This window comes from Asticcacaulis sp. DW145 (assembly GCF_037101385.1).
GTDB lineage: Bacteria > Pseudomonadota > Alphaproteobacteria > Caulobacterales > Caulobacteraceae > Asticcacaulis > Asticcacaulis currens.
The window spans coordinates 1915477-1940152 of record NZ_AP029024.1; the positions used below are offsets into that span (position 1 = coordinate 1915477).

The following is a 24676-nucleotide window of genomic DNA, read 5'->3' on the forward strand; positions in this document are numbered from 1 at the left end:
AGAGTCCCGGTATGTTACGCAGAGCGACAGACCCCGCGCACAATCGTGACCGCCCGAGGGCAATTCGTCATTGACCCGGCGGGACCAAATCCCTATGTGTGCGGCCGTTTACCCGCAGCCCTGCCCGCCTCTGGCCTTCCTATAGGAGTATTTGACCATGACTGACCTTCTTCCCGGCGTTACGGGGGTTCTGGTTCTGGCCGACGGCACCGTGTTTCAGGGCCTGGGCTGTGGCGCGACCGGCGATGCGCTGGGCGAGGTCTGCTTCAACACGGCCATGACCGGCTATCAGGAAATCCTCACCGATCCGTCCTATATGGATCAGATCGTCGCCTTCACCTTCCCGCACGTCGGCAATGTCGGCGTCAATGCCGAAGACGTGGAGCAACTGGGCGATGACCCCCGCCGGGCCGGCAGGGGCGCGATCTTCCGCGACGTGCCGACGCCGCCCGCCAACTGGCGCTCGACCCTCAGCTTCGATGCGTGGATGGCCTCGCGCGGCGTGGTCGGCCTCGCCGGGATCGACACGCGCGCGCTGACCAAGCGCATCCGCGAAAAGGGCATGCCGCACGGCGTAATCGCCCACAACCCCGAAGGTCAGTTCGACATCCCCGCCCTGACGCAAAAGGCCGCCGAGTGGGCGGGCCTTGTCGGGCTGGATCTGGCCAAGGACGCCACCTCGACGCAGGCGGCGCAGTGGACTTCCGACCTGTGGAAGTGGTCCGAGGGCCATAAGGACGGTCAGAAGGCGGACTTCAACGTCGTCGTCATCGACTATGGCGTGAAGCAGAACATCCTGCGCGCCCTGATCAGCGTCGGTGCGGCGGTAAAGATCGTCCCGGCTCAAACCCCGGCCGAAGAGATTCTGGCGATGAAGCCCGATGGCGTGCTGCTGTCCAACGGTCCGGGCGACCCGGCGGCCACCGGGGCCTATGCCGTGCCGCAGATTCAGACGCTGGTCGAAGCCGGTCTGCCGGTCTTCGGCATTTGTCTTGGCCATCAGATGCTGGCTCTGGCGCTGGGGGCGAAGACGCTCAAGATGGAACAGGGCCACCACGGCGCCAACCACCCGGTGAAGGACCTGACCACCAACAAGGTCGAGATCGTCTCGATGAACCACGGCTTTGCGGTCGATCGCAACAGCCTGCCCGCCGGTGTGGTCGAAACCCACGTCTCGCTGTTTGACGGCACCAACTGCGGTATCGCTCTGGCCGGCAAGCCGGTGTTCAGCGTCCAGCACCACCCCGAAGCCTCGCCCGGCCCGGTCGATTCGCTCTATCTGTTTGAGCGTTTTGCGCAATACATGCGCGACGCCAAGGTGGCGGCTTAGCTGTAAAGCGGCAGGGCGGGCGTCAATCGATGCTCGCCCGGCAGGGTCAGTTTGCCCAGCGTCAGGCTTTCCAGAGTACGCCCTGCCACGCGGAGCTTGAGCGACAGATGGCAGCGCCCAGACCCGACGGCGATCATATCCCTGTCGAGGATCGACAGTTCGACACCCTCGAACGCCCCGCACAGGGTCAGGGCCAGCCTGAGCGGAAAACGCCGCTCGGCCCCCACATGGATCACCACTTCCGGCGTCAGGTCGCGCTCGATATCGTGCGCGGCCAGTTTTACCACGACCGGCTCCCCCAGTTGCGCGCGTTCGCCCTGATAGAAGGTACGAATATCCTTTGAGGTGCGCCAGCCCTCGGCCAGAAGGGCAAACGGATCGCTGCGCAAAGCCGTATCCAGAGCCGTACGAATAAGACCTTTGGCCAGTGGGACGCCATTCAGGAAGCGATGCAGCGCGCGATCCTTGTCCGCAGCCCTTGTGACCTGCGCCTCCAGCCGCTGACGCGCTTCGGGCGTGAGAAGATCGTTGATCGTCTCGTTCATGAGCGCCCCTTTCGTCCGCTGACCAGCGATCCGCGGACCTTTAGCCGCGCCGCACCAGGCGTCAGACGCAGCGACACATTGGGTGCCAAGCCGCCGCGGCCGCGTATCCGGCGTGGCTTCCGTGCCGAGGCGACGGCCAGCCCTGCAAAAAGCACCAGCGCCACAACGGCGGCGATCCATAGCCATGGGATGTGCGTGGGCATGTCGCGCAAGGGCGTCGTCTCTTGTGGTCGTGCCGCGTTTTCTATGGGCGCAGGGGGCGTTTTGTCAGCGGGAAGCGCCGGCGGCGGCACTTCGGACGCCTGAGACGAGGGGGTGGCCGGGGGTTCAGCCTGCGGTATCGGCGTGTCGGGACGCTCCGGTACGCTCTGCGAAGAGACAGAGCCTGCGGAGTTTGATGTCTCCCCTGCCGAACCCACAGATGTGCCGTCTTCCATTTTCGGTGCCCGGCCTGTCGAGACACTGAGCACCAGCCGCCCACCCGGCTTGAGCGGTTGTCCGGCCTGAGGGTTCTGGCCGATGATCGTCCCCATCGGGGCCTCATCCTCCGTCTTGCGCGCCACCGGCAAGGTCATGAAAAACCGGGTCACCGGTGCGGCGACCGCCTCGTACCGGCAACCGGTCAGGGCGGGTGCCGTTTGCTGCGCCGCCGCCCGGCGGATCGCCGGAGGGCTACACGGGTCAGTCTTGTCAGCGGGCACCTGGGCCACCGTCGTCCGGGGGCTGGCCAGCGCGCTGCCATCCATGAGCGCACCCATGCACAGGATCAGTCCCAAAGCCTGTCTGAAACCCACCTGCATTCCCCGCTCCCGGCTATTGCACGCCTTAACCCTACCACTGTTCTTTCACCCTCGCCATGACGCGAAAGCCTCACCTCGATCTTCGTGAGAAAAGGGGTTGCATCCCCCCCCTTAAGGCACTAAAGCACCCGCTTAGCCTGAAAACAGAAACAAGCGCTACACGGACAGCTTTACGGCTGCCCGCACCTTATTGCGCGCCCAGTCCCTTGCGGTGTGCCCCCCCTAAGCCAGCGCCGGTTTTCGGACCGGACGCGGCCCCAAAGTAAAGAAAGACCGAGACATGCCCAAACGTACAGATATCAAGTCCATCCTGATCATCGGCGCGGGGCCCATCGTCATCGGTCAGGCCTGTGAGTTCGACTATTCCGGCGTGCAGGCCTGTAAGGCCCTGCGTCAGGAAGGCTACCGCATCATTCTGGTCAATTCCAACCCGGCCACTATCATGACCGATCCGGACGTGGCCGATGCGACCTATATCGAGCCGATCACCCCGGAATTCGTCGAAAAGATCATCGCCAAGGAGCGCCCGGACGCCCTTCTGCCCACCATGGGCGGTCAGACGGCGCTCAACACGGCGCTGGCGCTGGAAAACAACGGCGTGCTGGCCAAGTACAATGTCGAAATGATCGGTGCCAAGGCCGAGGTCATCGACAAGGCCGAAGACCGTCAGAAGTTCCGCGACGCCATGGACAAGCTGGGGCTTGAATCGGCCAAATCCGCCGTCGCCCATAGCTGGGAAGAGGCGGTTGAGGCGCTGAAGACCATCGGCGGCCTGCCCGCCGTCATCCGTCCGTCGTTTACGCTGGCCGGGACCGGCGGCGGCATCGCCTACAATCAGGAAGAGTTCCGCGACATCGTCACGCGTGGCCTCGACCTCAGCCCCACCACCGAGGTGTTGATCGAAGAGTCGATCGTCGGCTGGAAGGAATACGAGATGGAAGTCGTCCGCGACAAGGCGGACAACTGCATCATCGTCTGTTCCATCGAAAACGTCGATCCGATGGGCGTGCACACCGGCGATTCGATCACGGTCGCCCCGGCGCTGACCCTGACCGACAAGGAATATCAGATCATGCGTTCGGCCTCTCTGGCCGTGCTGCGCGAAATCGGCGTCGAAACCGGCGGCTCGAACGTGCAGTTCGCGCTGAACCCGGCCGATGGCCGCATGATCGTCATCGAGATGAATCCGCGCGTGTCGCGCTCCTCGGCTCTGGCGTCGAAGGCCACGGGCTTCCCCATCGCCAAGATCGCCGCCAAGCTGGCCGTCGGCTACACGCTGGACGAACTGACCAACGACATCACCAAGGTCACCCCGGCCTCGTTCGAGCCGTCGATTGACTACGTCGTCACCAAGATCCCGCGCTTCGCCTTCGAAAAGTATCCGGGCTCCGAGCCGCTGCTCGGCACCTCGATGAAGTCGGTCGGCGAAGTCATGGCCATCGGTCGCACCTTTGCCGAGTCGGTGCAAAAGGCCCTGCGCGGTCTGGAAACCGGCCTGTCGGGCTTTGATGAGGTCGAAATCCCCGGCGTCGCCGGTGCAGCCAGCGTTCATGCCATCAAGGAAGCCGTGGTGCGCGAATTGGGCCGTCCGACGCCGGATCGTCTGCGCGTCATCGCTCAGGCCTTCCGCCACGGCCTCAGCGTCGAAGAGATCAACACGGCCTGTCACTATGAGCCGTGGTTCCTGCGTCAGATCGAAACCATCGTGTCTGAGGAATCGAAGATCGGTGCGCTGGGCCTGCCGAAGACCGCGCATGAGCTGCGCAAGCTGAAGGCCATGGGCTTCTCCGACGTGCGGCTGGCCAAGCTGACCGGCACCACGGAAAAGGACGTGCGCGCTGCGCGTCGCGGCCTGAATGTGCGCCCGGTGTTTAAGCGCATCGACACCTGCGCTGCCGAATTCGCCTCATCGACCGCCTACATGTATTCGACCTACGAATCCGGCGCTCTGGGTCAGGTGCCGGAATGTGAAGCCGCACCGTCCGACCGTAAGAAGGCCATCATCCTGGGCGGCGGGCCGAACCGTATCGGTCAGGGCATCGAGTTCGACTACTGCTGCTGCCACGCGGCCTTTGCCTATAAGGACATGGGCCTTGAGGCTATCATGGTCAACTGTAACCCGGAGACGGTCTCGACCGACTACGACACGTCCGACCGCCTCTATTTCGAGCCGCTGACCGCCGAAGACGTGCTGGAACTGATCGCGGTTGAGCAATCGAACGGGACGCTGGCCGGTGTGGTGGTGCAGTTCGGTGGTCAGACGCCGCTGAAACTGGCGCAGGCGCTGGAAGACGAAGGTATCCCCATCCTCGGCACGTCGCCCGACGCCATTGACCTGGCCGAAGACCGCGAACGCTTCCAGCAACTGCTGAAAGAGATCAACCTGACCCAGCCGGTCAACGCCATCGCCCGCACGCCGGAAGAGGCGTTCAAGGCGGCGCATGAGGTCGGCTATCCCATCGTCATCCGCCCGTCCTACGTGCTGGGCGGCCGCGCCATGGAAATCATCCGCGACGACGAGCAACTGACCCGCTATGTGCGCGAAGCCGTGCAGGTGTCCGGCGACTCGCCGGTGCTGATCGACCAGTACTTAAGCGCCGCCATCGAAGTCGATGCCGATGCGCTGGCCGATGAAACCGGTGTGTTTGTTGCCGGCATCATGGAGCATATCGAAGAGGCCGGGGTGCACTCCGGCGACTCGGCCTGTTCGCTGCCGCCCTTCTCGCTGAAGCCGGAAACGGTGAAGGAGCTGGAGCGTCAGACGGTCGAGCTGGCGCGCGCGCTGAAGGTCAAGGGGCTGATGAACGTGCAGTTCGCCATCATGAACCCCTACACCGACCCGAAGATCTACGTACTGGAGGTCAATCCGCGCGCCTCGCGGACCGTGCCGTTCGTGGCCAAGACGCTGGGCAAGCCGCTGGCCGGGATCGCCGCCAAGGTCATGGCCGGTCAGTCCCTGTCGTCCTTCGGCCTGACGCCGCGCGATTACCGCCACGTGGCGGTCAAGGAAGCCGTCTTCCCCTTCGCGCGCTTTGCCAATGTCGATACGGTGCTGGGGCCTGAGATGCGCTCGACCGGTGAGGTCATGGGCCTCGACTGGGTGCGCGATGGCGAAGAGATGATCGACGCCTTTGCCCGCGCCTTTGCCAAGTCACAACTGGGCGGCGGTACGAAGCTGCCGACCGGGGGCCGCGTCTTCGTCTCCGTCAAGGATCAGGACAAGCCGGTGATCGTTGAGGCCATCCGCACCCTGCTCAGCCTCGGCTTCGAGGTGTGCGGCACGGCGGGCACGGCCGACTATCTGGCAACGCAGGGCGTGAAGATCGACACCATCAAGAAGGTGCTCGAAGGGCGCCCCAACATCCTTGATGCGATCAAGAATGGCGAGATCGCGCTGGTCTTCAACACCACCGAAGGCAAGCAGGCCCTGCTCGACTCCTTCTCGATCCGCCGCACGACCCTGATGATGAAGATCCCCTACTACACCACGGCCAATGGCGCTGTGGCGGCGGTGCGGGCCATCGCATCGGGCCTTAAGGGCGAACTCGACGTCCGGTCCATTCAGGAATACGCGTAACGAAGAAAGCCCCGGTGAAAACCGGGGCTTTGCTTTTCGTGCGGTCCCCCTCCCCGCACTAACGTGCAGGGAGGTATAGGGTTTCAGCCCGCTTCGTCGATCAGGCGACGCATGGCGTCGAGATAATCGACAAAGGCCGCGCGGCCCGCTTCGGTGAGCGTGATGGTCGTTACCGGCTTCTTGCCGACAAAGGCCTTGTCCACCGTGACGTAGTTCGCCTCTTCCAGCTTGCGCACCTGCACCGACAGATTGCCGTCCGTGGATTGCGTCTTGGCTTTCAGCGTCGTGAAGTCCGCCGACCCGGCCGTCGAGAGAAAGGCCATGATGCCCAGCCTCAGACGGCCATGAATAACGTCGTCGATACGCTCGATATTGAACTCATCCGGCATGTCTCAGCCCTCCGATGAGCGCATGAGAACCAGGCCCGGAATGGTGGCAATGAGGGTCAGGGTGATGGCATAGCCCAGCATCTGGATCGGCTGACCGCCGACGAAGGCGAGGAATGGCGCGCTGGCGAAGCTGAGCAGGCCTACGAAACCCATCCACTTGCGCCCCGACAGGACCGACGCCACCCACCAGCCGACCCCATAAAGGATGACAATCGCCGGGGCGAACAGGGGTGTCATCTGTTCCATGGCCTTCATGCCGACGCCTGCCGCATTCAGGGTGACGAACAGGGCGAAGATGGCAAAGCCGACGCCCGACCACACCGAACCGATGGCGCGGTTCATGGCATTGCCGACCCCGTAGCGGCGCTTGGAGGCGGCGACGGAGGCGATACACAGAACGGCATAGATGGCCGCCGCTACGCCCCAGTTCAGGGCCAGAAACCACGGATTGGGAACCGTGAGAACACCGTCCATGACCAGATACTGCACCACGGCCGCCGCCGAGAAACAGATGCCGGCCCAAAAGAGCGCGCCGCCGTTCATGACCGGGGCGCGCCCGCCATCCAGTGCCAGAGACTTGAGATAGTCGATATCGCTTTTGAGTGTGTTCGAGTCCATTGGGTTTGCCCCTCCATAAGGCAGCGTTTGATCTCGTCGTGGCCCTCTGTGTGAGCGGCCTGAGTGTGTTATGGATGAAGTACTTTACTTTGTAAAGTGCTCTATGCACATTCGTCATTATATTTTCGTAAGATTGCCGTCCGGGCTTGCCAAGGGGGGCGCAAGCGAGGTTAGTTTCAGACAAAACCAACCACGGGAAACCCTCCACATGTCAAATACGTCCTTGTCGCGTCAGGCCTTGCGCATGGCCGCCTCGCTGCTCATCTTGGGAGCCATGCCCCTCACCTCGCAGGCCCAGATGACCAATATCACCACCGTCGCCAAATCCACTCCGGCCAACCCCGCCACCCTGACGCCCGATGCGGCGGATCCGCGTCAGTATCTGGAAGAGGTCGAGGGCGAAAAGTCCCTCGCCTGGGTCAAGGCGCAGAACGAGCGCAGCCTGAAGCGCCTGACCAGTGATCCGCGCTTTGCGCAATACGAAGCCGATGTGCTGAAGATCGTCGAAGCCACCGACCGCATCCCCTCGCCCGGCTTTGCCACCGGCGGCTTCATCGACAACTTCTGGCAGGACAAGGACCATGTGCGCGGCATCTGGCGCCGCACGGACAAGGCCTCTTATCTGGCCGGGGCACCCAAGTGGGACATCCTGCTGGACTTCGATGCTCTGGCCAAGGAGGAAGGCCAGAACTGGGTCTATAAGGGCGCGTCCTGCCTGCCACCGCAAAACACCCGCTGCCTGATCAACCTGTCGAACGGTGGCAAGGACGCCGTGACGGTGCGCGAATACGACCTGACGACCAGGAGCTTCGTCGAAGGCGGTTTCAGCCTGCCCGAAGGCAAGCAGATCGTCACCTGGAAGGACAAGGACACACTCTATGTGGCACGCGAATGGACGCCGGGCGAAGTGACGCCGTCGGGCTACGCCTTCGTCACCAAGGTGCTCAAGCGCGGTCAGAGCCTCGATCAGGCGGTGGAGATCCATCGCGGTGACAAGACCGACATGATGGCCTATCGCACCGTACTGCGCGACATCGACGGCAATTACGTCATGGACTATGCCGAGCGCCGCCCCAGCTTCTTTGAGGTCGATACGACCTGGTTCACCGAGACCGGCGAAGTGAAGCTGCCCCTGCCGCTGACCTCGGAAATGAACGCCTACTATAAGGGTCAGGCCGTCTTTTCGCTGAAAGACGACTGGACCAGCGCCAAGGGCACCAAATACCCCTCCGGTGCCGTGATCGCCTTTGACCTGAAGGCCGCGCTGAAAGACCCCAAAAACGTCGAGCCTTCGGTGATCTTCGCCCCGAACGACCATCAGAGCGTCGCCGGCATCGGTCAGACGAAGAACCATCTGGTGCTGTCGATCCTGTCCAACGTCACCGGTCAGGTGCAGTCGGTCAGCTTCGTGAATGGCCGATGGGTGCTGAAACCCCTGCCCCTGCCGGAGAACTCGTCGCTCAGCCTCGGCTCGACCGATGACGAGTCGGATCAGTTGTTCGCCTGGTCCACCGGCTATCTGCAACCCTCGACCCTGTACATCGCCGACGCCGACAAGACGACGGTGACCAAGCTGAAGGCCAGCCCGGAACGCTTCAATGCCGAGGGCCTGAAGGTCGAGCAGCATTGGGCCACCTCAAAGGATGGCACCAAGGTGCCGTATTTTGTGGTGATGAAAAAGGATACGAAGCTGGACGGCAATACGCCGACCCTGCTCTACGCCTATGGTGGCTTTGAAATCTCGCTGACCCCGTCCTATTCGGGAGCCATCGGCAAGCTGTGGCTGGAAAAGGGCGGTGCCTATGTGCTGGCCAATATCCGCGGCGGCGGGGAGTTCGGGCCGAAGTGGCACGAAGCGGGCCTCAAGACCAAGCGTCAGGTCATCTATGACGATTTTCAGGCCGTGGCCGAAGACCTGATCAAGAGCAAGATCACCTCGCCGCGTCGTCTGGGTATCATGGGCGGCTCGAACGGCGGGCTTCTGATGGGCGTGCAATTGACGCAGCGCCCGGACCTGTGGAACGCCGTCGTGGTGCAGGTGCCGCTGCTCGACATGCTGCGCTATCACACGCTTCTGGCCGGGGCCTCGTGGCAGGGCGAATATGGCCGTCCGGACGTGCCGGAAGAAGCCGCCTTCCTCAAGACCATCTCGCCCTATCACAACCTGAAGGCCGGGGTGAAGTATCCGGAGCCCTTCTTCGTCACCTCGACCAAGGACGACCGCGTGCATCCGGGCCACGCCCGCAAGATGGCGGCGCTGATGGGGGATATGGGCCTGCCCTTCCTCTATTACGAAAACACCGATGGCGGCCACTCCGCAGCCGCCAACCTCAAGGAAACCGCCAAGCGGAACGCGCTGGAATATACCTATCTGGCGCAGAAGCTGATGGATTAGATCATTATGATTTCTGGTAGAAACATAATGATCTAGATTTTTGTTTAGCCCCTCGCCGGGCGGTGGCTTGCGCCACCTTGGCCGCCGCCTCAATGGCGGCTTGAGCGGAATGATTCCATTAGAAATCATTCCGCTCCATCCCCCTCTTCCCGGCGGAAGAGGGGGTTTTTCTTCCCTCTCGTTAATCTTCGATAAGGGGCGATCTGATCGTTTCCTTACGCGCAGGCTGATACCTCCGAAGGACCACTGAAGGAGGATCACCCCCATGCGCAAGATCGCCACTGCCGTCGCCCTGATGACGCTGACTGCCGCCTCGCTGTCGGCCTGCTCCAAGCCCGAAGCCCAGCAGGCCGTCGAAGAGGTACAGGAAACCACGTCCGAAATGGCCACCGATGCCAAGGACGCCATGTCGTCGGCCGCCGCCGACTTCGCCGTCTCCGACCCGATCAGCTACACCTGCGCCATGGGCACAAAACTGTCGGTCGTCTTTTCCGACGACAAGGCCGATGTGACGGTCCTGTCCGACAGCAACCGCAAGGTCACCCTGCTGAAGACGCCCTCGACCGAAGGCACCCTTTATCAGGCCGCGGGCTATAGCCTGCACACCAAGGGCAATGACGCCACCTGGGGCTCGGCGGACGAGGTCTGTACCAAGGCCTGATAGCCCTCAAGGCATAGACTGGAATGTTTTGACGGGGCGGCGTTTTGGAAATAGTTTCCATTTATGGTCATGTCTCCCGAACCCACCCCGTCCCGTCCGCGCGGTCGTCCGCGCGAAGACCGGCTGAAGCCCGACGCCCCGGCGACCAATCAGTCGCTGGAAAAGGCGCTGGGCCTGCTGAAAGTCCTGTCGGCCCACGACGGAATGAGCCTGACCGAACTGTCGCGTGAGGCGGGACTGGCCGCCTCGACGGCGCACCGGCTTCTGGCCACCCTGTCGGCGCACGATCTGGTCAGTTGGGATGAGCCGTCGCAGAAATGGTCCATCGGCATCGAGGCTTTGCGTATCGGCATGGCCTTTCAGCGCCGTAACCGCATCCTTACCGCCGGGCGACCGGAAATGCTGCGCCTGATGGAGGCGACGGGCGAGACGGTCAATCTGGCCATGCTTGACGGCTTTGAGGTGGTGTTCGTGGCGCAGGTCGAATGCGAAGCGCCTATCCGCGCCTTTTTCCGCATCGGCGACCGCCGCTCGGCCCATGCGTCCGGCATCGGTAAGGCCCTGCTGGCGCAGCTTGAGGACCGCACTCTGGAGGCCCTGCTGAAGCGCTGCGACCTGCCGCAATACACGCCCAAGACCCTGATTACCCCCGAAGCCCTGCGCGGCGATCTGAGCGCCATCCGGGCGCGCGGCTGGTCGCTGGACGACGAAGAGGCGCATATAGGGATGCGCTGCGTCGCCGCACCGGTGTTCAATGAATATGGCGAAGCGCGCGCCGGGATATCGCTGTCCGGCCCGTCCTTACGCCTCAGCGATGAGCGCTTGCCGCAACTGGCGCAACAGGTGCGCGAAACCGCCGCCCGCATCAGCGCGCTGATCGGCGGGCACCTGTTGAACCCTCTCTCCCCGTAAACGGGAGAGAGGGTGTTATGCCAACTCCACCACCTTTTTCGCCGCCTGTCGCCGGGCGTGCAGGATGAACTCCGTATAGCCATTGGCCTGTTGCGCACCCTCAAAACACAGGTCACAGGCCGCCTTGAACGCCTCGCCGTCATAGGTCAGCGCCATCGGGCGATAGAAGGGATCACCGGCATTTTGCGCATCGACGACCTTGGCCATGTGTTTCAGGCGCTCCAACACCTGTGCCTCAGACACCCAGCCGTGCCGCAGCCAGTTGGCCACGTGCTGGCTGGAGATGCGCAAGGTCGCGCGGTCTTCCATCAGGCCGACATCGTGGATATCCGGCACCTTGGAACAGCCCACGCCCTGATCGACCCAACGCACCACATAGCCGAGAATGCCCTGCAGATTGTTGTCCAGTTCTTCGGCGATCTCTTCGGCACTGTAGGTCCGCGTCGCCAGTGGCGGCGTCAGAATATCATCAACCGAAGCGCGCGGGCGGGCGCGCAACTGCGCCTGCACGGCGGCGACATCGACGCGGTGATAATGCAGGGCGTGCAGGGTGGCCGCCGTCGGTGACGGCACCCAGGCGGTCGAAGCCCCGGCCTTCGGATGACCGATCTTCTGCGCCATCATATCGGCCATCATGTCGGGGGCGGCCCACATGCCCTTACCGATCTGGGCGTGGCCGGGCAGGCCGGCGATCAGGCCGCAATCGACATTGGAGTCCTCATAGGCCTTGATCCACACCGCACCCTTGATCTCGCCCTTGCGCAGGACCGGGCCGGCATCCATAGCAGTATGTATTTCATCGCCCGTGCGGTCGAGGAAGCCCGTATTGATGAAGAAGACGCGGTCGCTGGCGGCTTCGATACAGGCCCTCAGATTGACGCTGGTGCGGCGCTCCTCGTCCATAATGCCGATCTTCAGCGTGCGGTCAGGCAGGCCCACGGCGCGCTCGGCAAAGGCGAAGCTTGCGACCGCAAAAGCCACCTCGTCTGGCCCGTGCATCTTGGGCTTGACGATATAGGCCGAGCCCGTGCGGCTGTTGCTGCCGGCGTCGTGGCGCGCGATCAGGGCGGTGATCATCAGGTCGATCAGCCCCTCCGGCACGGCCTCCCCGTTGTGGCGCACCATGTCGCTATACATATGCAGACCGACATTGCGCGCCAGCATGAGACTACGCCCATGCAGGGTGAAGGCCTGACCATCAGGGGCCGTATAGGTGCGGTCGGGATTGAGGCGGCGCGTCTGCACCTGACCGCCCTTGTGGAACTGCTCGCTCAGGTCGCCGCGCGTCAGGCCCAGCCAGTTGCGATAGAGGCCGACCTTGTCCGCCGCATCGACAGCGGCGACGCTGTCTTCCATATCCATAATGGCCGACAGGGCGGCTTCGAGCACGACGTCAGCGACGCCCGCCGCATCGGCCACCGGACTGCTGCGGTCGATACGAATGTCGATATGCAGGCCATTATGGCGCAGCAGGATCGACTGCGGCGCGTCGGCCGGGCCGCTGAAACCGACAAATTGCGACGGGTCTTTCAGCGGCGCGCCATTGGCCCGCAACTGTCCGTCCACGACCGCATAGGCCGTGACACCGGCGTGGCTGAGACCCTCCAGCGGTACAAATTCATCGAGATAGGCCTTGGCCGCCGCCTGCACCGCGGCACCGCGCGCGGCGTCATAGCCGCCCGCCGCCGGAAACGACCCCAGCGCATCCGTGCCATAGAGGGCGTCATGGAGGCTGCCCCAGCGGGCATTGGCGGCGTTCAGGGCATAGCGGGCATTGGACACCGGCACGACCAGTTGCGGCCCGCTCAGGCGCGCGATCTCGTCATCGACATTGGCCGTCGTGACGGTGAACGCCGCCGGTTCGGGCCGCAGATAGCCGATTTCGCTTAGAAAAGCCTTATAAGCGACCGGCTCAAAGGCGTGGCGGCGGTGCCAGTCGTCTATCTGCGCCTGCAAGGCGTCGCGCTGCGCCAGAAGGGCGGCATTGCGCGGCGCGAAGTCGCGGATCAGCCCCGCCAGCCCGTCCCAAAACGCCGCCTCCGCCACGCCGGAGCCCGGCAGGGCCTCTTCGCGGACAAAGCGCCACAGGATGTCATCAACCTCGATACCGAAGACAGGGGTGTAGGCCATAGCGGTTTCCTCTTTAACTGATGCGAGGATAACCGCTCATCGCCCAAGGGGTCAATTTTTCCGGAAATTATTTCCAGAATTCAATTTTAATATAAATATATGAATTTGCTTGATAAATAATTTCCACTTTTGGCACTATGCCCCGCGCGTATTCACATAGAGCGCAAACAACGACTGTCCTGCCGTCATGAACAGGCGGTTGCGGGCCCGTCCGCCAAACACCAGATTGGCGCAGCGATTGGGCAGGTGGATATGGCCGATGGCCGTGCCGTCCGGGGCGAAGACGCGCACCCCATTGAGGCCCGGCCCACCACCCCACCCGCACCACAGATTGCCGTCTTCGTCGCAGCGGAAGCCATCCGGCTGCCCCGGCGCGCATTCGACAAACACCCGCCCGTTCGTCAGGCTGTCGCCCGTCACTTCAAAAACCCAGATGCGTTTGGGTTCGCCCGACTGCGCGATATAGCACAGCCGCTCATCCGGCGAAAAACAGATGCCGTTGGGCCGGTCGATAGCGTCGGTCACCACGCTTAAGCCCGCCTCCGTCCAGCGATAGACATGCGTCGGCAGTTCGGGGTCGGCGCGATGGCCTTCGTAATCGCCCAGGATGCCAAACGGCGGGTCGGTGAACCACACCGAGCCGTCGCTTTTGACCGTCACATCATTGGGCGAGTTAAGGCGCTTGCCCTGATAATGGCTGGCCAGCGTCGTGAGCGTGCCGTCATATTCGGTGCGCGTAATGCAGCGCGTGCCGTGCTGACACGAGATCAGCCGCCCCTGCCGGTCGCGCGTGTGGCCATTGGCAAAGTCCGCCGGCTTGCGGAAGATCGACACCGCGCCTGTCTCTTCGTCCCAGCGCAGGATGCGGTCATTGGGGATGTCGCTCCACAGCAGGTAGCGCCCGTCGCCGAACCACACCGGCCCCTCGCCCCAGCGCGTGCCTTCATAGAGCCGCTCCACCGCCGCCAGCGACAGGCGGTATGCGTCAAAGCGCGGATCGAGGCTTTCGATGGACGGATCGGGGTAAATCTCTGACGGTTGCCACATGCGATATCTCCGTTTTCCTCTGGCTACACTGGAGCGGCCCCCGAAGGCAAACCCGCCGCAATCATCATATAATTCGCTTGCCCATTGCTCAATTTCAGTCATTACTAACCAAAAAAGCGCAACGCCCCGACGGCACCAGCGCTTCACATCGTTAAACGACACAGGCCGGGAAACGGCGGGCGAAACAGGGAAACAACATGCTGAAACGATACGTCGTGGCTGTGGCCGCGCTGATGCTGGCTTCATCCGGCGCCATGGCCGGTGAAACGGTCAATTTCGATGCGGGCTGGACCTTCGCCAAAGGCGATATCGAAGGCGCGGAAAGCGTGGCCGGCGGGGCCGCCGACTGGAAGCCCGTCACCCTGCCGCACGACTGGGCCATTGCCGGACCGTTTGATCAGAATGCGGCCTCGACGGGCTCAGGCGGCTGGTTACCGACCGGTGTGGCCTGGTATCGCAAGAGCTTTGCCCTGAGGCCGGAGCTGAAGGGCAAGCGCGTCTTTATCGAACTGGACGGCGTTATGGAACGCGGCGGCGTGTGGATCAACGGGATGCACGTCGGCCATCGCCCCAACGGCTATTCCAGCGTGCGCTATGAGATCACCGACCACCTGAAGGACGGTGACAATGTGATCGCCGTGCGCGCCGACACCTCCGCTCAGCCGGCGTCACGCTGGTACGCTGGCGGCGGCATCTATCGCCACGTCAAACTGATCGTCACTGGCGACATCCATGTCGATGGCTGGGGCACCTTTGTCACGACGCCCAAAATCGACGCCGCATCGGCCGCGGTGAAGGTCGAAAGCGCCCTCCGCAATCAATCGAAGACCGACCGCACGGCGCATCTGGAAATCACCCTCACCGGCCCGGATGGCAAGCCCGCCGGGACGTTCAAGGGCACAGCGCAGACCCTGCCCGCCGGGCGCGTCACCAAGCTGAGTGCCGAAGGGGCGCTGAGCCAGCCGAAGCTATGGGATATCGGTCAGGGGAACCTTTATACCGCCGAGGTCAAGGTGGTGGCCGATACGGGCGAGGTGCTGGAAACCGATCGTTCGACCTTTGGCGTGCGCACCATCGCATTCCGCGCCGATAACGGCTTCTGGCTCAATGGCCGCAATATCAAGCTGAAAGGGACGGCCATCCATGCCGACGGCGGGGCCTTTGGCATGGCCGTGCCGCTCAGCTTCTATGAGCGGCGGTTGCGCGGCCTTCAGGCTCTGGGGGTCAATGCCATCCGCACGGCGCACCACCCCTTTTCGCCGGAATTCCTCGACCTGTGCGACCGCCTCGGTATCGTAGTGATGAACGAGGCCTTCGATATGTGGACGGTGGCCAAAAGCCCGAAGGACTACCACCTGTTCTTTACCGACTGGTCGTCGCTGGACGCCCGCGATTTCGCCCGACGCGACCGCAACCATCCGTCGGTCATCATCTGGTCCATCGGCAATGAAATCCACGATACGCCCTATCCGATTGTCGCCAAGTCGATCCTGACCCGTCTGCAAAACATCTTCCACGAAGAAGACCCGTCGCGCCCGGTGACCATGGCCCTGTTCCGCCCGAACACCACCGGCGACTATACGAACGGCCTAGCCGACCTGCTGGACGTGGTGGGGCAGAACTATCGCGAAAACGAGCTGATTCAGGCGCATAAGGACAAGCCGACGCGCAAGATCATCGGCACGGAAAATTCCAAGAACCGATCCTCCTGGGTGCCGGTGCGCGACTATGCCCCCTATGCCGGCATGTTCCTGTGGACCGGGGCGGACTATCTGGGCGAAGCCGACCGTGCCGGGTGGCCGCTTATTTCCAACCCGTCGGGGCTGGTGGACCGCACGGACGTGGTGAAGCCCATCGGCTGGGAGCGCGCCTCGTGGTGGGCGGAAACCCCCGTGGTCAGGATCGGGCGCCGTGTCACCGAAGTGATCGACACCTCGGAATTGCCAACCATGGTGGGCGTCGCCATGCCTCAGCCGAAGGGGCCGGGCGTGCTCAATGACTGGACGCCGCAGGCCAACGGCCCGCACAGCGAAAAGGTCGAAATCGTCGCCAATACGCCTACGGTCGAGCTGTTCCTCAACGGGAAGTCGCTGGGCAGGAAGCCGAAGAACGCCGACGACAGTGCCATCAGATACGACGTCCCCTTCGCCCCCGGCACAATCCGCGCGGTGGGTTATGATGCCGCCGGGAAGGTCGTGGCGCAGGATGAGCTGAAGACCGCCTCCGCCCCCGTGGCGGTGCGACTGACGGCGGAACAGACCGCGCTGAAACCCGGTTTTGATCATGTGGGCTTCGTCCGGGCCGAGGTGGTGGACAAGAACGGCGTGCGCGTGCCAGATGCGGCCCAGACCCTGAGTGTGACCATCGAAGGCGCGGGGCAACTGGCGGCCTTTGACAATGGCTCGCCCACCGACTCGACCCTCTTCTCGTGCCCCAGCCGCAAGGCGTGGAATGGCCGGGCGCTGGTCATGGTGCGTGCCACCGACACAACGGGCAAGATTCGCATCACGGTCTCCGGTGAGGGCCTGAAACCCGCCACGGTGACGCTGGATGCGAAAGAGTAACACCTTACCTCAACCCTCTCCCGCGCGGGAGAGGGGCCACAGGATGTCCATGATGCGTCTTCTTGCCCTCACCACCGCCCTGCTCGCTCTGGCCTTGCCCTTACTGGCCCTGCCGGCGCTGGCGCAAGAGTCCTTCCCGGTGAGCGTGACGGTCGATGCCGCCCAAACCATCGGTCCCCTCAAACCCGTCTGGCGCTTTTTCGGAGCGGATGAGCCCAACTACGCCACCATGAAGGACGGGCAAAAACTGCTCGACCATCTGGGGGCGCTCAAACCCCGGCAGATCTATTTCCGCGCCCACAATCTGCTGAATACCGGCGACGGCACTCCGGCCTTCAAGTGGGGCTCCACCAATGCCTATACCGAAGATAAGGACGGCAAACCCGTCTATAACTGGATGATCACCGACAGGATCATCGACTCCTATCTTCAGCGCGGCGTGCGGCCCTATCTGCAGATCGGCTTTATGCCTGAGGCCCTGTCGTCGGCCCCGGAAGGTACCCCCTATCGCCATGCGTGGCGGCCGGGCTTTCGCTATGAGCTGATCGAAGGCGGCTGGAACTCTCCGCCCAAGGACTACGGCAAATGGGAGGAATTGGTCTATCAGTGGACGAAGCACAATGTCGAACGCTATGGCCGCGACGAAGTTCTGACGTGGTATTTCGAGGTGTGGAACGAGCCCAACGGCCCCTCCTACTGGAAGGGCACGCCGGAAGAATTTTACAAGACGCACGACTACGCCATCGCGGGCGTCAAGCGCGCCCTGCCCGAAGCGCAGGTGGGTGGGCCGGACGTGGCCGGTTCCGGCGGAGCCTTTATGGACGGGTTTTTAAAACACGTCGTCTCCGGCACCAACTACGCTACGGGACAGACCGGCACGCCGACGGACTTCCTCGCCTTCCATGCCAAGGGGCAGCCGACCTTCGTCGGTGATGCCAGGGAAGGGGGCTACGTCCGCATGGGCATGGTCAGCCAGCTTAAGGCCATCGACACCGGCTTCAAAAAAATCGCCGCCGTCCCGGAACTGAAGGACAAGGCCATTGTTATTGGCGAAAGCGACCCCGAAGGCTGCGCCGCCTGTCCGGGCAAGGCCAATGGCTATCGCAACGGCACCATGTATTCCAGCTATACGGCGGCCTCCTTTGCCCGCATCTGGGAGCTGTCCGAGCGGCATAAGGTCAATCTGGAAGGCGTCCTGACCTGGGCCTTCACCTTTGAAGATCAGCCGTGGTTTGCCGGCTATCGGCAACTGGCCACTAATGGCATCGACCTGCCCGTGCTCAATGTCTTCCGCCTGTATGCGAAGCTGGGACCGGAACGGCTCAGCGCCACCTCTTCGGCGCAGGTGCCGCTGGATGAGATGATGGCCAGCGTCACTCAGAAAAACGACGTCGGCGTCATGGCCACGCGCGATGGTCAACGCATCGCCGTGCTGCTTTGGCACTATAATGATGACGACCTGAAAGGGCCGGACGCCCAGATCGCCCTGACCCTGAACGGTCTCGGCAAGGGCGCTTCGCGCAAGGTTACCCAATACCGCGTTGATCCGGATACCGGCAATGCCTATACCGCGTGGCAAAGGATGGGCGCGCCGCCTTCACCGGATCAGGATCAGTATAAAGAGCTCGAAGCCGCGTCCGTAATGCACCCGCAGACCTTGCAACCGCTGACGGTGGCAAAAGGACAGGCCACTCTGAACCTGAGGCTGGTGCGGCAAGGCGTCACCTTGCTGATTATCGAATAAGGGGATCCCCATGAAACCCATTTTGCCCGCCATTCTGGCGGTGTTGGCCGTTACCTGCCTGAGTGCCTGCGCCCCGGTGGTGCGCAGCTATGTCTATCTGCCCGATCCCCTGCCCGCTTCGGCCCAATGGCCGGGCGAGGCCCCGCGTGAGGTCAGCGTCACCACCGCCGATGGCCTGAACCTCAAAGGCTATTACTACCCGCCGCGTGAGGCCGGAAAGCGTCTGATCGTCTTCTTCCACGGCAATGGCGGCAACCGTTACACCGCCGCCCGCTATGCCGCCCCGCTGGCGGCGCAGGGTGACGGACTGCTGATTGCCGATTATCGCGGCTATGGCGACAATCCGGGCACGCCCAGCGAAACGGGCCTGCGCGCCGATGCCGCCGCCTTCCTCGCCTATGGCCGCACCCTGCAACCCGGCGCACCCGTCTATCTGTTCGGGCATTCGCTGGGGGGCGCGGTCGTCCTTGAGGCCGCAACGCGTGAAGACGTGGCCGGCGTGGTCACACTTGGGGCCTTTACCACCCTGTCTGCCATGGCCCCGGCCTATGCCCGGCCGATCCTGCCCGACCGCTTCGACAACCTCAAAGCCGTGACGCAGATCAAGGCGCCGCTTCTGGTGATCCATGGCACAGCGGACGACGTGATCCCCTTCAGCGAGGGGCAGGCCCTGAGCCTGGCGGCCAGCAGCGCCCATGTCAGGGTGCGCTTTATGCCCCTCACCGGCTCGGACCATCATCCGGACTTCACCAAACTCGCTCCCACGGTTCTGGGCCAGATGGCCCGGATGCCGACTCCAGACTGGACCACCTATGTTGAATGACCTCAAAGGCAAATCCGTACTCATCACCGGCGCATCGTCGGGCATAGGCGCCGCCGTCGCCAGGGGCTTTGCCGACTGCGGCGCGGCGGTCGCCATCCACTACGCCTCCAATGCCGAAGGCGCTCAGGCCGTGGCCGACGCCATCACGGCGGCGGGCGGCACGGCAGTCATCGTGCAGGCCGACCTGACCGACCCGAAAACGGCGAAAGGCATGGTCGAGGCGGCCGTGCAAAAGCTCGGCAAGCTCGACATCCTCGTCAACAATGCCGGCAGCCTGTGCGGCCGCCGTCCGTTCATGGAAATCGACGACGCGCTTTATGACACGGTGATGAACCTCAATGTGCGCGCCGTGATCAACGCCTCTCAGGCCGCTGTGCCGCTGATCGAACAGCAGGGCAGCGGCAGCATCATCAATGTCGGCTCGATTGCCGGTAATGATGGCGGCGGGCCGGGGTCGGGCCACTATGCCTGCGCCAAGGCCTACGTCCACAATCTGACGCGGCACATGGCGCGCGACCTCGCCAAACGCGGCATCCGCGTCAACGCCATTGCGCCCGGCGTCATCGGCACGCCCTTCCACGCGGCGACGCTGGCCGAGCGCATGGAGGCGATGAAGAACGCCACGCAACTGGGGCGCATCGGCACGCCGGAGGACTGCGTGGGCACGGTGCTCTATCTGGCCTCCGATCGCATGAGCGGCTACGTCACCGGTCAGATCGTGCACATCAATGGCGGGCAGTATATGCCCTGACGCAGCTTATCCTATTGCCCCCTTATGCCGGTTTTTCGATCATGGCGCCTTCTGTGACAAGGAGCGTGCCCATGACCGACGACATCCCCCCGCACAGCTTTGAAGACGGCGAGCGCGTCGAACACGCCGAAAAGGGTCTTGGCACGGTCAGCCATGACCCCGCCGATGACAACCTGATCGTGCCGCCCGGCGAAGCGCGTAAGGTCGGGGACGACATGGTGCATGTGGTGTGGGACGATGACCGCTTTCCGGTCGGCAAGGTCGCGGCCTCGGAACTACAAAAAGTGCCCGATGCCACCGCCGCCATCTCGACGGGTATGTAATCCTTTATACCTCCCCAACTTGTCGGGGAGGTGTAGATTATGACCCCAAGGCCTTGAGTGCCAGCGCCTCGATTTCGGCCTGTGACAGGCCCTCCAGCGTCACCGCCGGGCGCGCGCTCAGGCGTCCGTTCTGGATGTAGAGAACCTGCTGCGTGAGGCGCGCCACCTCCAGCGGGTCGTGGCTGACATAGAGCACCGGCACGCGCTCAGCCACATCGCGGATCAGCGGCAGGATTTCGGCCCGCGCCGCCTGATCGAGGCTCGACAGCGGCTCATCCATCAGCAGCAGCTCCGGCCCGGACAGTAGCGCCCGCGCCATGGCCACGCGCTGACGCTCACCGCCCGATAGCCGCGCCACCTGACGCGGCAGCAAGGCACCGATACGCAGCAGATCGACAATCGCGCCTTTATCGACTGTTTTCGGACTGCGCCTGAGCGCGAAATCGAGATTGCCTTCGACCGACAGGTGGCTGAAGAGTGAGGGCTCCTGAAACACATAGCCGACAGCGCGTTTGTTCACGGGCACGAAGTGGTCCTCCGCCTGCCAGACGGCATCACCCACCTGTACCCGCCCGCTCAGGCGCTCCAGCCCGGCAATAGCGCGCAGCAGCGTCGTCTTGCCGGACCCGGACGGCCCCATCAGCGCAGTCAGTCCGGACCCGGCCTCAAAGCGCACCGACAGCGCAAGATCACCGACCCGCCCGCTCAGATCGACCTGAATCATGGCCGTATCCCCGCCGAGCGCGCGCCGAAGCGCCGGTCGATGACCAGCATGATCATCAGGGCCACGAACGAGAAGGCCAGCAGGCCGCCGGAGATCAGATGCGCTTCGGCAAAGTTGAGCTGTTCCACCGCCTGAAAGATGCGGATGGAAACGACCTCGGTCTGACCGGGAATGGCCCCGCCAATCATCAGCACCACGCCAAATTCACCGATGGTGTGCGCAAAGACCAGCAGCGCCGCCGTCACATAGCCGCGCCGTGCTTGCGGCAGGGCGACTGACCAGAAGGCGTCCCAGGGCGAGGCGCGCAAGGTGGCGGCAACCTCCAGCGGGCGCGACCCCATGGCCTCAAACGCATTGCGTATGGGCTGCACGGCAAAGGGCAGCGAATAGACCAGTGAGCCGATGACCAGCCCGGTAAAGGTGAAGGCCAGGGTGCGAACGCCAAACGGCTGCAACACCACCATTAGCGGACTGTGCGGCCCCAGCGCAATCAGCAGGTAAAAGCCCAGCACCGTTGGCGGCAGGACAATGGGCAGGGCCACTACGGCGGCCACCGTATCGCGCACCCACCCCGACCCTTTGGCCAGCCACCACGCCAGCGGCGTCGCCAGCAGCAGAAGCAGGGGCGTGGTCACGGCGGCCAGCAGCAAGGTGACGCGGATGGCCTCCCACATGGATTCAGCGGACCTCGTAACCGTGCGAACGAATGATCTTCACCGCTTCCGGCGAGCGCAGAAAGGCCATATAGGCCCTGGCGGCGGGGTTACTTGCGCTGGTACTCAGAAGCACGGCCTGCTGATCAATGGGCGTGTAAAGGTGGGCCGGCACCCGCCACGACGATCCCCCCTTGCCCTGCACCTGCGACAGGGCGACGAAGCCCAGTTCCGCCGCCCCCGTGGCCACGAAGGTATAGGTCTGTGCGATATTACCGCCCTTTACGATCTTCGCTTGCAGGCGGTCATAGAGGCCCAGCCGGGTCAGGGTCTCGACCGCCGCCACGCCATAGGGGGCCGCCGCCGGGTCGGCAATGGCCAGCTTGTCCAACGCGCCCTTGCTGAGGACCGCGCCCTTGGCGTCCACGCGGGTATCGGCGCTCCACAGGACCAGCTTGCCATAGGCATAGACAAAGCGCGTCCCCTTGACCGTCAGCCCCTCGGCCTCAAGGCGCAATGGGCGTTCGGCATCGGCGCTGAGGAAGACATCAAAGGGCGCACCGTTCTTGATCTGCGCATAAAACTGACCCGACGCCCCGAAGCTCTGGGTGACGGTGTGGCCGGTCTTCTTTTCAAAGGCGCTGGCGATCAGTCTGGCTGTGTCGGTGAAGTTGGCGGCGACGGCGACGCGCACCTCTTCCGCCCGTGCCAAAGCCGGCACGGTAAACAGCGCAAGGGCGATCAGCAGAAGACGACGAAGGGTTTGCATGGGGTCATGCTGGCATGGGAAGAAAAATTTAGCCACGAAAAACACGAAAAGACACGAACTTCATTGCGCGCAGTCTAAGCGCGAAGCGTCTGATTATTGTGTGTGTCACAGACGGAAAATGGCCCTGCGGGCAAAGCCGTTTCTACACGCGCAGTGTTCGTGACTTTTCGTGTTTTTGGTGGCTAAAGCCTACGGATGCTTCAACCCCACGCCAAGGCTTTCCAGCACGTCCCAATAGGTCGGGAAGGTCTTGGACACGCATTTCGGATTGTCGATCACCACGCCCGACATCATCAGCCCAGCAAGCGAAAAGCACATGGCGATGCGGTGGTCATTGTGCGTGTCGATCACCGCTTTTGTCGTCGCCCCGATCAGCGCCGGATCGGCATGGACGATCAGGTCGTCGCCCTCTTCGTGGGCCAGCCCGGCGCGCAGGGCGTTCAGCCCGTCGCACACGGCGCTCACCCGGTCGCATTCCTTGACCCGCAGATTACTGATGCCGACAAAGCGCACCGGCGTCTGGTTAAACGCCGCCAGCACGGCCAGCGTCGGCACGGCGTCCTGCATCTGCGAGCCGTCGATGACGGCGGGCATGTGCGGCCAGCTCATGATGACGTCGCGCGCCCTGGCGTCCGGCTGGGTCAGGGCCGCCGTGTCCATCTGAAAGTCGATCTGGCCACCGGTCAGCACCTCGGCCGCCCACAGATAGGTGCAGGAGGAAGCGTCGGGTTCGATAGGATAGTCTGCCGCCACATAGCCGGTGGGTTCCACGCGCCACACGCCGTCAGACGGCTGTGAGACGTTCGCGCCAAAGGCCTGCATGACACCGAGCGTGAGGTCGATATAGCCGCGCCCGCCGATGCCGTGATCGCCACGCAGCCGCACCTCAACCGCGGTCTCGCCGCAGGCCGCCAGCATCAGAAGCGCCGACACGTACTGGCTCGACAATCCCGCGTCGATGTCTACGACATCGCCAGAAAAGCCGCCGCGCGCTATCACCGTCACCGGCGGACAGCCAGTCGGGGCCGACACCTCGACCCCCAGCCGCGTCAGGGCCTCGACCAGCGGCAGGATAGGCCGTTTGCGCATGTGCGCGTCGCCGTCGATCACTACCGCCCCGTCGGCCAGCGCCACCGCCGCCGTCAGAAAGCGCGTCGCCGTACCCGCATTGCCGAGAAACAACGGCTCAGCCGGCGCTTTCAGCTTGCCCGACGAGCGCAGCCTGACCGTGGTGGCATCGACCGCCTCGATCTCAACCCCCATCTGCTTTAGGGCGGTCGCCATATGCACCGTATCGTCGCTGGTCAGCACCCCCGACAGCGTGCTTTCCCCCCTAGCCAAGGCCGCCACCAGAAAGGCGCGGTTGGTCAGGGATTTCGAGCCCGGCACCACCACGGCCCCGGTGATCGGCCCCGTGACCGGCACGATTTCAAGCTGAGGGAAGGCGTCGATATTCATAACAAACTCCGCGATACAGGCGCTTCCTAAACACTGAGACGGCGTTCGTAAAGGGTGCAGCCATCCGCCGCAGGCCGCGCAGTCGCTTGTTTTTATTGCATCTGAAACCGTTTACCTGACGCCTGAGATCACATGCCCGGACAAAACCGTTGTCAGGACGGTTTCAATTGCGTAAGAGCCACTTTATAATCATTCTCACTTGCAAGTTTGACCCGCGTCCCCGATATGAAACTCAGCGATCTGCCTCTGCATAGCGCCGCCATCGTCGTCGATGTCGCCGATCTCGGTGCCGATGACCGCGTCGGCCGTCGGTTGCGCGAACTGGGCTTCGTCGCCGATGAGCCGGTAAAGGTCGTGGCCAAAGGCCCGTTCGGGGCCGAACCCCTGCTGATCCAGATTGGCTTTACCCGTTTCGCGCTGCGCCGCGCCGAAGCCGACCGGGTTCAGGTGCGTACAGCGTAAG

The 24676-nt window shown here is 63.3% G+C and carries 21 protein-coding genes; 11 read left to right on the forward strand and 10 right to left on the reverse strand.

Features of this window, described 5'->3' with window-relative positions:
- The first annotated feature begins 157 nt into the window (after positions 1-157).
- Positions 158-1330 carry a glutamine-hydrolyzing carbamoyl-phosphate synthase small subunit gene (gene carA / locus AACH73_RS08875; RefSeq protein ID WP_272742461.1) on the forward strand — a complete coding sequence of 391 codons (1173 nt, stop codon included), beginning with the start codon at positions 158-160 and terminating at the stop codon, positions 1328-1330.
- Here the strand turns inward: carA and AACH73_RS08880 are convergent.
- Positions 1327-1875, reverse strand: a complete 549-nt coding sequence (locus AACH73_RS08880) for a hypothetical protein (RefSeq protein WP_338734599.1) — start codon at positions 1873-1875, stop codon at positions 1327-1329. The two genes, carA and AACH73_RS08880, sit on opposite strands and share 4 nt — an antisense overlap.
- Complete coding sequence (locus AACH73_RS08885) at positions 1872-2675, reverse strand: PASTA domain-containing protein (RefSeq protein WP_338734600.1); 804 nt, start codon at positions 2673-2675, stop codon at positions 1872-1874. The genes AACH73_RS08880 and AACH73_RS08885 overlap by 4 nt, the downstream gene beginning before the upstream one ends.
- A gap of 280 nt (positions 2676-2955) precedes the next feature.
- Here AACH73_RS08885 and carB point away from each other — a divergent pair, with 280 nt between their 5' ends.
- Positions 2956-6252, forward strand: coding sequence for a carbamoyl-phosphate synthase large subunit (carB, locus tag AACH73_RS08890; protein ID WP_338734601.1), 3297 nt, complete (start codon positions 2956-2958; stop codon positions 6250-6252).
- 83 nt (positions 6253-6335) lie between these two features.
- Here carB and AACH73_RS08895 read toward each other — a convergent pair whose 3' ends face one another.
- Positions 6336-6641: a transcriptional regulator gene (locus tag AACH73_RS08895; protein ID WP_126421220.1), complete on the reverse strand. Its 306-nt coding sequence runs from the start codon at positions 6639-6641 to the stop codon at positions 6336-6338.
- 3 nt (positions 6642-6644) lie between these two features.
- Positions 6645-7259: a hypothetical protein gene (locus tag AACH73_RS08900; RefSeq protein ID WP_338734602.1), complete on the reverse strand. Its 615-nt coding sequence runs from the start codon at positions 7257-7259 to the stop codon at positions 6645-6647.
- 208 nt (positions 7260-7467) lie between these two features.
- Between AACH73_RS08900 and AACH73_RS08905 the strand changes: the two genes are divergently transcribed.
- From AACH73_RS08905 to AACH73_RS08915, 3 genes are all read left to right on the forward strand, one after another.
- Entirely contained in the window at positions 7468-9654 is a 2187-nt protein-coding gene (locus tag AACH73_RS08905) for a prolyl oligopeptidase family serine peptidase (protein WP_338734603.1), read from the forward strand.
- A 265-nt stretch (positions 9655-9919) separates the two neighbouring features.
- On the forward strand, positions 9920-10315 hold the full coding sequence (locus tag AACH73_RS08910; RefSeq protein ID WP_338734604.1) for an MliC family protein: 396 nt from the start codon (positions 9920-9922) through the stop codon (positions 10313-10315).
- Positions 10316-10378: 63 nt separating this feature from the next.
- Positions 10379-11227 carry an IclR family transcriptional regulator gene (locus AACH73_RS08915; RefSeq protein WP_272742468.1) on the forward strand — a complete coding sequence of 283 codons (849 nt, stop codon included), beginning with the start codon at positions 10379-10381 and terminating at the stop codon, positions 11225-11227.
- A gap of 15 nt (positions 11228-11242) precedes the next feature.
- Here AACH73_RS08915 and AACH73_RS08920 read toward each other — a convergent pair whose 3' ends face one another.
- Together AACH73_RS08920 and AACH73_RS08925 are read right to left on the reverse strand one after the other, a co-directional pair.
- Positions 11243-13357: a malate synthase G gene (locus AACH73_RS08920; protein ID WP_338734606.1), complete on the reverse strand. Its 2115-nt coding sequence runs from the start codon at positions 13355-13357 to the stop codon at positions 11243-11245.
- A 135-nt stretch (positions 13358-13492) separates the two neighbouring features.
- The gene (locus tag AACH73_RS08925) at positions 13493-14404 is read right to left on the reverse strand and encodes an SMP-30/gluconolactonase/LRE family protein (protein ID WP_338734607.1); all 912 of its coding nucleotides are present in this window, start codon (positions 14402-14404) and stop codon (positions 13493-13495) included.
- A gap of 197 nt (positions 14405-14601) precedes the next feature.
- On the opposite strand from AACH73_RS08925, the gene AACH73_RS08930 reads away from it, so the two are divergent.
- The 5 genes from AACH73_RS08930 (at position 14602) to AACH73_RS08950 (ending at position 20609) form a co-directional block, all read left to right on the forward strand.
- Positions 14602-16968, forward strand: coding sequence for a glycoside hydrolase family 2 TIM barrel-domain containing protein (locus AACH73_RS08930; RefSeq protein ID WP_338734608.1), 2367 nt, complete (start codon positions 14602-14604; stop codon positions 16966-16968).
- 49 nt (positions 16969-17017) lie between these two features.
- Positions 17018-18712, forward strand: coding sequence for a beta-xylosidase (locus AACH73_RS08935; protein ID WP_338734609.1), 1695 nt, complete (start codon positions 17018-17020; stop codon positions 18710-18712).
- Between the two features lie 10 nt (positions 18713-18722).
- Positions 18723-19535, forward strand: a complete 813-nt coding sequence (locus AACH73_RS08940) for an alpha/beta hydrolase (RefSeq protein WP_338734610.1) — start codon at positions 18723-18725, stop codon at positions 19533-19535.
- Positions 19525-20286, forward strand: coding sequence for a glucose 1-dehydrogenase (locus AACH73_RS08945; RefSeq protein ID WP_338734611.1), 762 nt, complete (start codon positions 19525-19527; stop codon positions 20284-20286). Before AACH73_RS08940 ends, AACH73_RS08945 begins: the two co-directional genes overlap by 11 nt.
- A gap of 71 nt (positions 20287-20357) precedes the next feature.
- Positions 20358-20609, forward strand: a complete 252-nt coding sequence (locus AACH73_RS08950; RefSeq protein ID WP_338734612.1) for a hypothetical protein — start codon at positions 20358-20360, stop codon at positions 20607-20609.
- A 37-nt stretch (positions 20610-20646) separates the two neighbouring features.
- Here the strand turns inward: AACH73_RS08950 and AACH73_RS08955 are convergent, their stop codons facing one another.
- From AACH73_RS08955 to AACH73_RS08970, 4 genes are all read right to left on the reverse strand, one after another.
- Positions 20647-21333: an ATP-binding cassette domain-containing protein gene (locus tag AACH73_RS08955; RefSeq protein ID WP_338734613.1), complete on the reverse strand. Its 687-nt coding sequence runs from the start codon at positions 21331-21333 to the stop codon at positions 20647-20649.
- Positions 21330-22007, reverse strand: a complete 678-nt coding sequence (gene modB, locus AACH73_RS08960; protein ID WP_338734614.1) for a molybdate ABC transporter permease subunit — start codon at positions 22005-22007, stop codon at positions 21330-21332. The genes AACH73_RS08955 and modB overlap by 4 nt, the downstream gene beginning before the upstream one ends.
- Before the next feature lie 4 nt (positions 22008-22011).
- Positions 22012-22755 carry a molybdate ABC transporter substrate-binding protein gene (gene modA / locus AACH73_RS08965; RefSeq protein ID WP_338734615.1) on the reverse strand — a complete coding sequence of 248 codons (744 nt, stop codon included), beginning with the start codon at positions 22753-22755 and terminating at the stop codon, positions 22012-22014.
- Between the two features lie 189 nt (positions 22756-22944).
- Entirely contained in the window at positions 22945-24213 is a 1269-nt protein-coding gene (locus AACH73_RS08970; protein ID WP_338734616.1) for a 3-phosphoshikimate 1-carboxyvinyltransferase, read from the reverse strand.
- A gap of 225 nt (positions 24214-24438) precedes the next feature.
- Here AACH73_RS08970 and AACH73_RS08975 point away from each other — a divergent pair, with 225 nt between their 5' ends.
- A complete protein-coding gene (locus AACH73_RS08975) occupies positions 24439-24675 on the forward strand; it encodes a FeoA family protein (protein WP_013479430.1) in 237 nt (78 codons plus the stop codon).
- Position 24676: the final 1 nt, after the last annotated feature.

Excerpts from the sequence above, each read along its gene's own strand:
- carA (WP_272742461.1), top strand. The coding sequence starts at position 158 with ATGACTGACCTTCTTCCCGGCGTTACGGGGGTTCTGGTTCTGGCCGAC.
- AACH73_RS08880 (WP_338734599.1), bottom strand. The coding sequence starts at position 1,875 with ATGAACGAGACGATCAACGATCTTCTCACGCCCGAAGCGCGTCAGCGG.
- AACH73_RS08885 (WP_338734600.1), bottom strand. The coding sequence starts at position 2,675 with ATGCAGGTGGGTTTCAGACAGGCTTTGGGACTGATCCTGTGCATGGGT.
- carB (WP_338734601.1), top strand. The coding sequence starts at position 2,956 with ATGCCCAAACGTACAGATATCAAGTCCATCCTGATCATCGGCGCGGGG.
- AACH73_RS08895 (WP_126421220.1), bottom strand. The coding sequence starts at position 6,641 with ATGCCGGATGAGTTCAATATCGAGCGTATCGACGACGTTATTCATGGC.
- AACH73_RS08900 (WP_338734602.1), bottom strand. The coding sequence starts at position 7,259 with ATGGACTCGAACACACTCAAAAGCGATATCGACTATCTCAAGTCTCTG.
- AACH73_RS08905 (WP_338734603.1), top strand. The coding sequence starts at position 7,468 with ATGTCAAATACGTCCTTGTCGCGTCAGGCCTTGCGCATGGCCGCCTCG.
- AACH73_RS08910 (WP_338734604.1), top strand. The coding sequence starts at position 9,920 with ATGCGCAAGATCGCCACTGCCGTCGCCCTGATGACGCTGACTGCCGCC.
- AACH73_RS08915 (WP_272742468.1), top strand. The coding sequence starts at position 10,379 with ATGGTCATGTCTCCCGAACCCACCCCGTCCCGTCCGCGCGGTCGTCCG.
- AACH73_RS08920 (WP_338734606.1), bottom strand. The coding sequence starts at position 13,357 with ATGGCCTACACCCCTGTCTTCGGTATCGAGGTTGATGACATCCTGTGG.
- AACH73_RS08925 (WP_338734607.1), bottom strand. The coding sequence starts at position 14,404 with ATGTGGCAACCGTCAGAGATTTACCCCGATCCGTCCATCGAAAGCCTC.
- AACH73_RS08930 (WP_338734608.1), top strand. The coding sequence starts at position 14,602 with ATGCTGAAACGATACGTCGTGGCTGTGGCCGCGCTGATGCTGGCTTCA.
- AACH73_RS08935 (WP_338734609.1), top strand. The coding sequence starts at position 17,018 with ATGATGCGTCTTCTTGCCCTCACCACCGCCCTGCTCGCTCTGGCCTTG.
- AACH73_RS08940 (WP_338734610.1), top strand. The coding sequence starts at position 18,723 with ATGAAACCCATTTTGCCCGCCATTCTGGCGGTGTTGGCCGTTACCTGC.
- AACH73_RS08945 (WP_338734611.1), top strand. The coding sequence starts at position 19,525 with ATGTTGAATGACCTCAAAGGCAAATCCGTACTCATCACCGGCGCATCG.
- AACH73_RS08950 (WP_338734612.1), top strand. The coding sequence starts at position 20,358 with ATGACCGACGACATCCCCCCGCACAGCTTTGAAGACGGCGAGCGCGTC.
- AACH73_RS08955 (WP_338734613.1), bottom strand. The coding sequence starts at position 21,333 with ATGATTCAGGTCGATCTGAGCGGGCGGGTCGGTGATCTTGCGCTGTCG.
- modB (WP_338734614.1), bottom strand. The coding sequence starts at position 22,007 with ATGTGGGAGGCCATCCGCGTCACCTTGCTGCTGGCCGCCGTGACCACG.
- modA (WP_338734615.1), bottom strand. The coding sequence starts at position 22,755 with ATGCAAACCCTTCGTCGTCTTCTGCTGATCGCCCTTGCGCTGTTTACC.
- AACH73_RS08970 (WP_338734616.1), bottom strand. The coding sequence starts at position 24,213 with ATGAATATCGACGCCTTCCCTCAGCTTGAAATCGTGCCGGTCACGGGG.
- AACH73_RS08975 (WP_013479430.1), top strand. The coding sequence starts at position 24,439 with ATGAAACTCAGCGATCTGCCTCTGCATAGCGCCGCCATCGTCGTCGAT.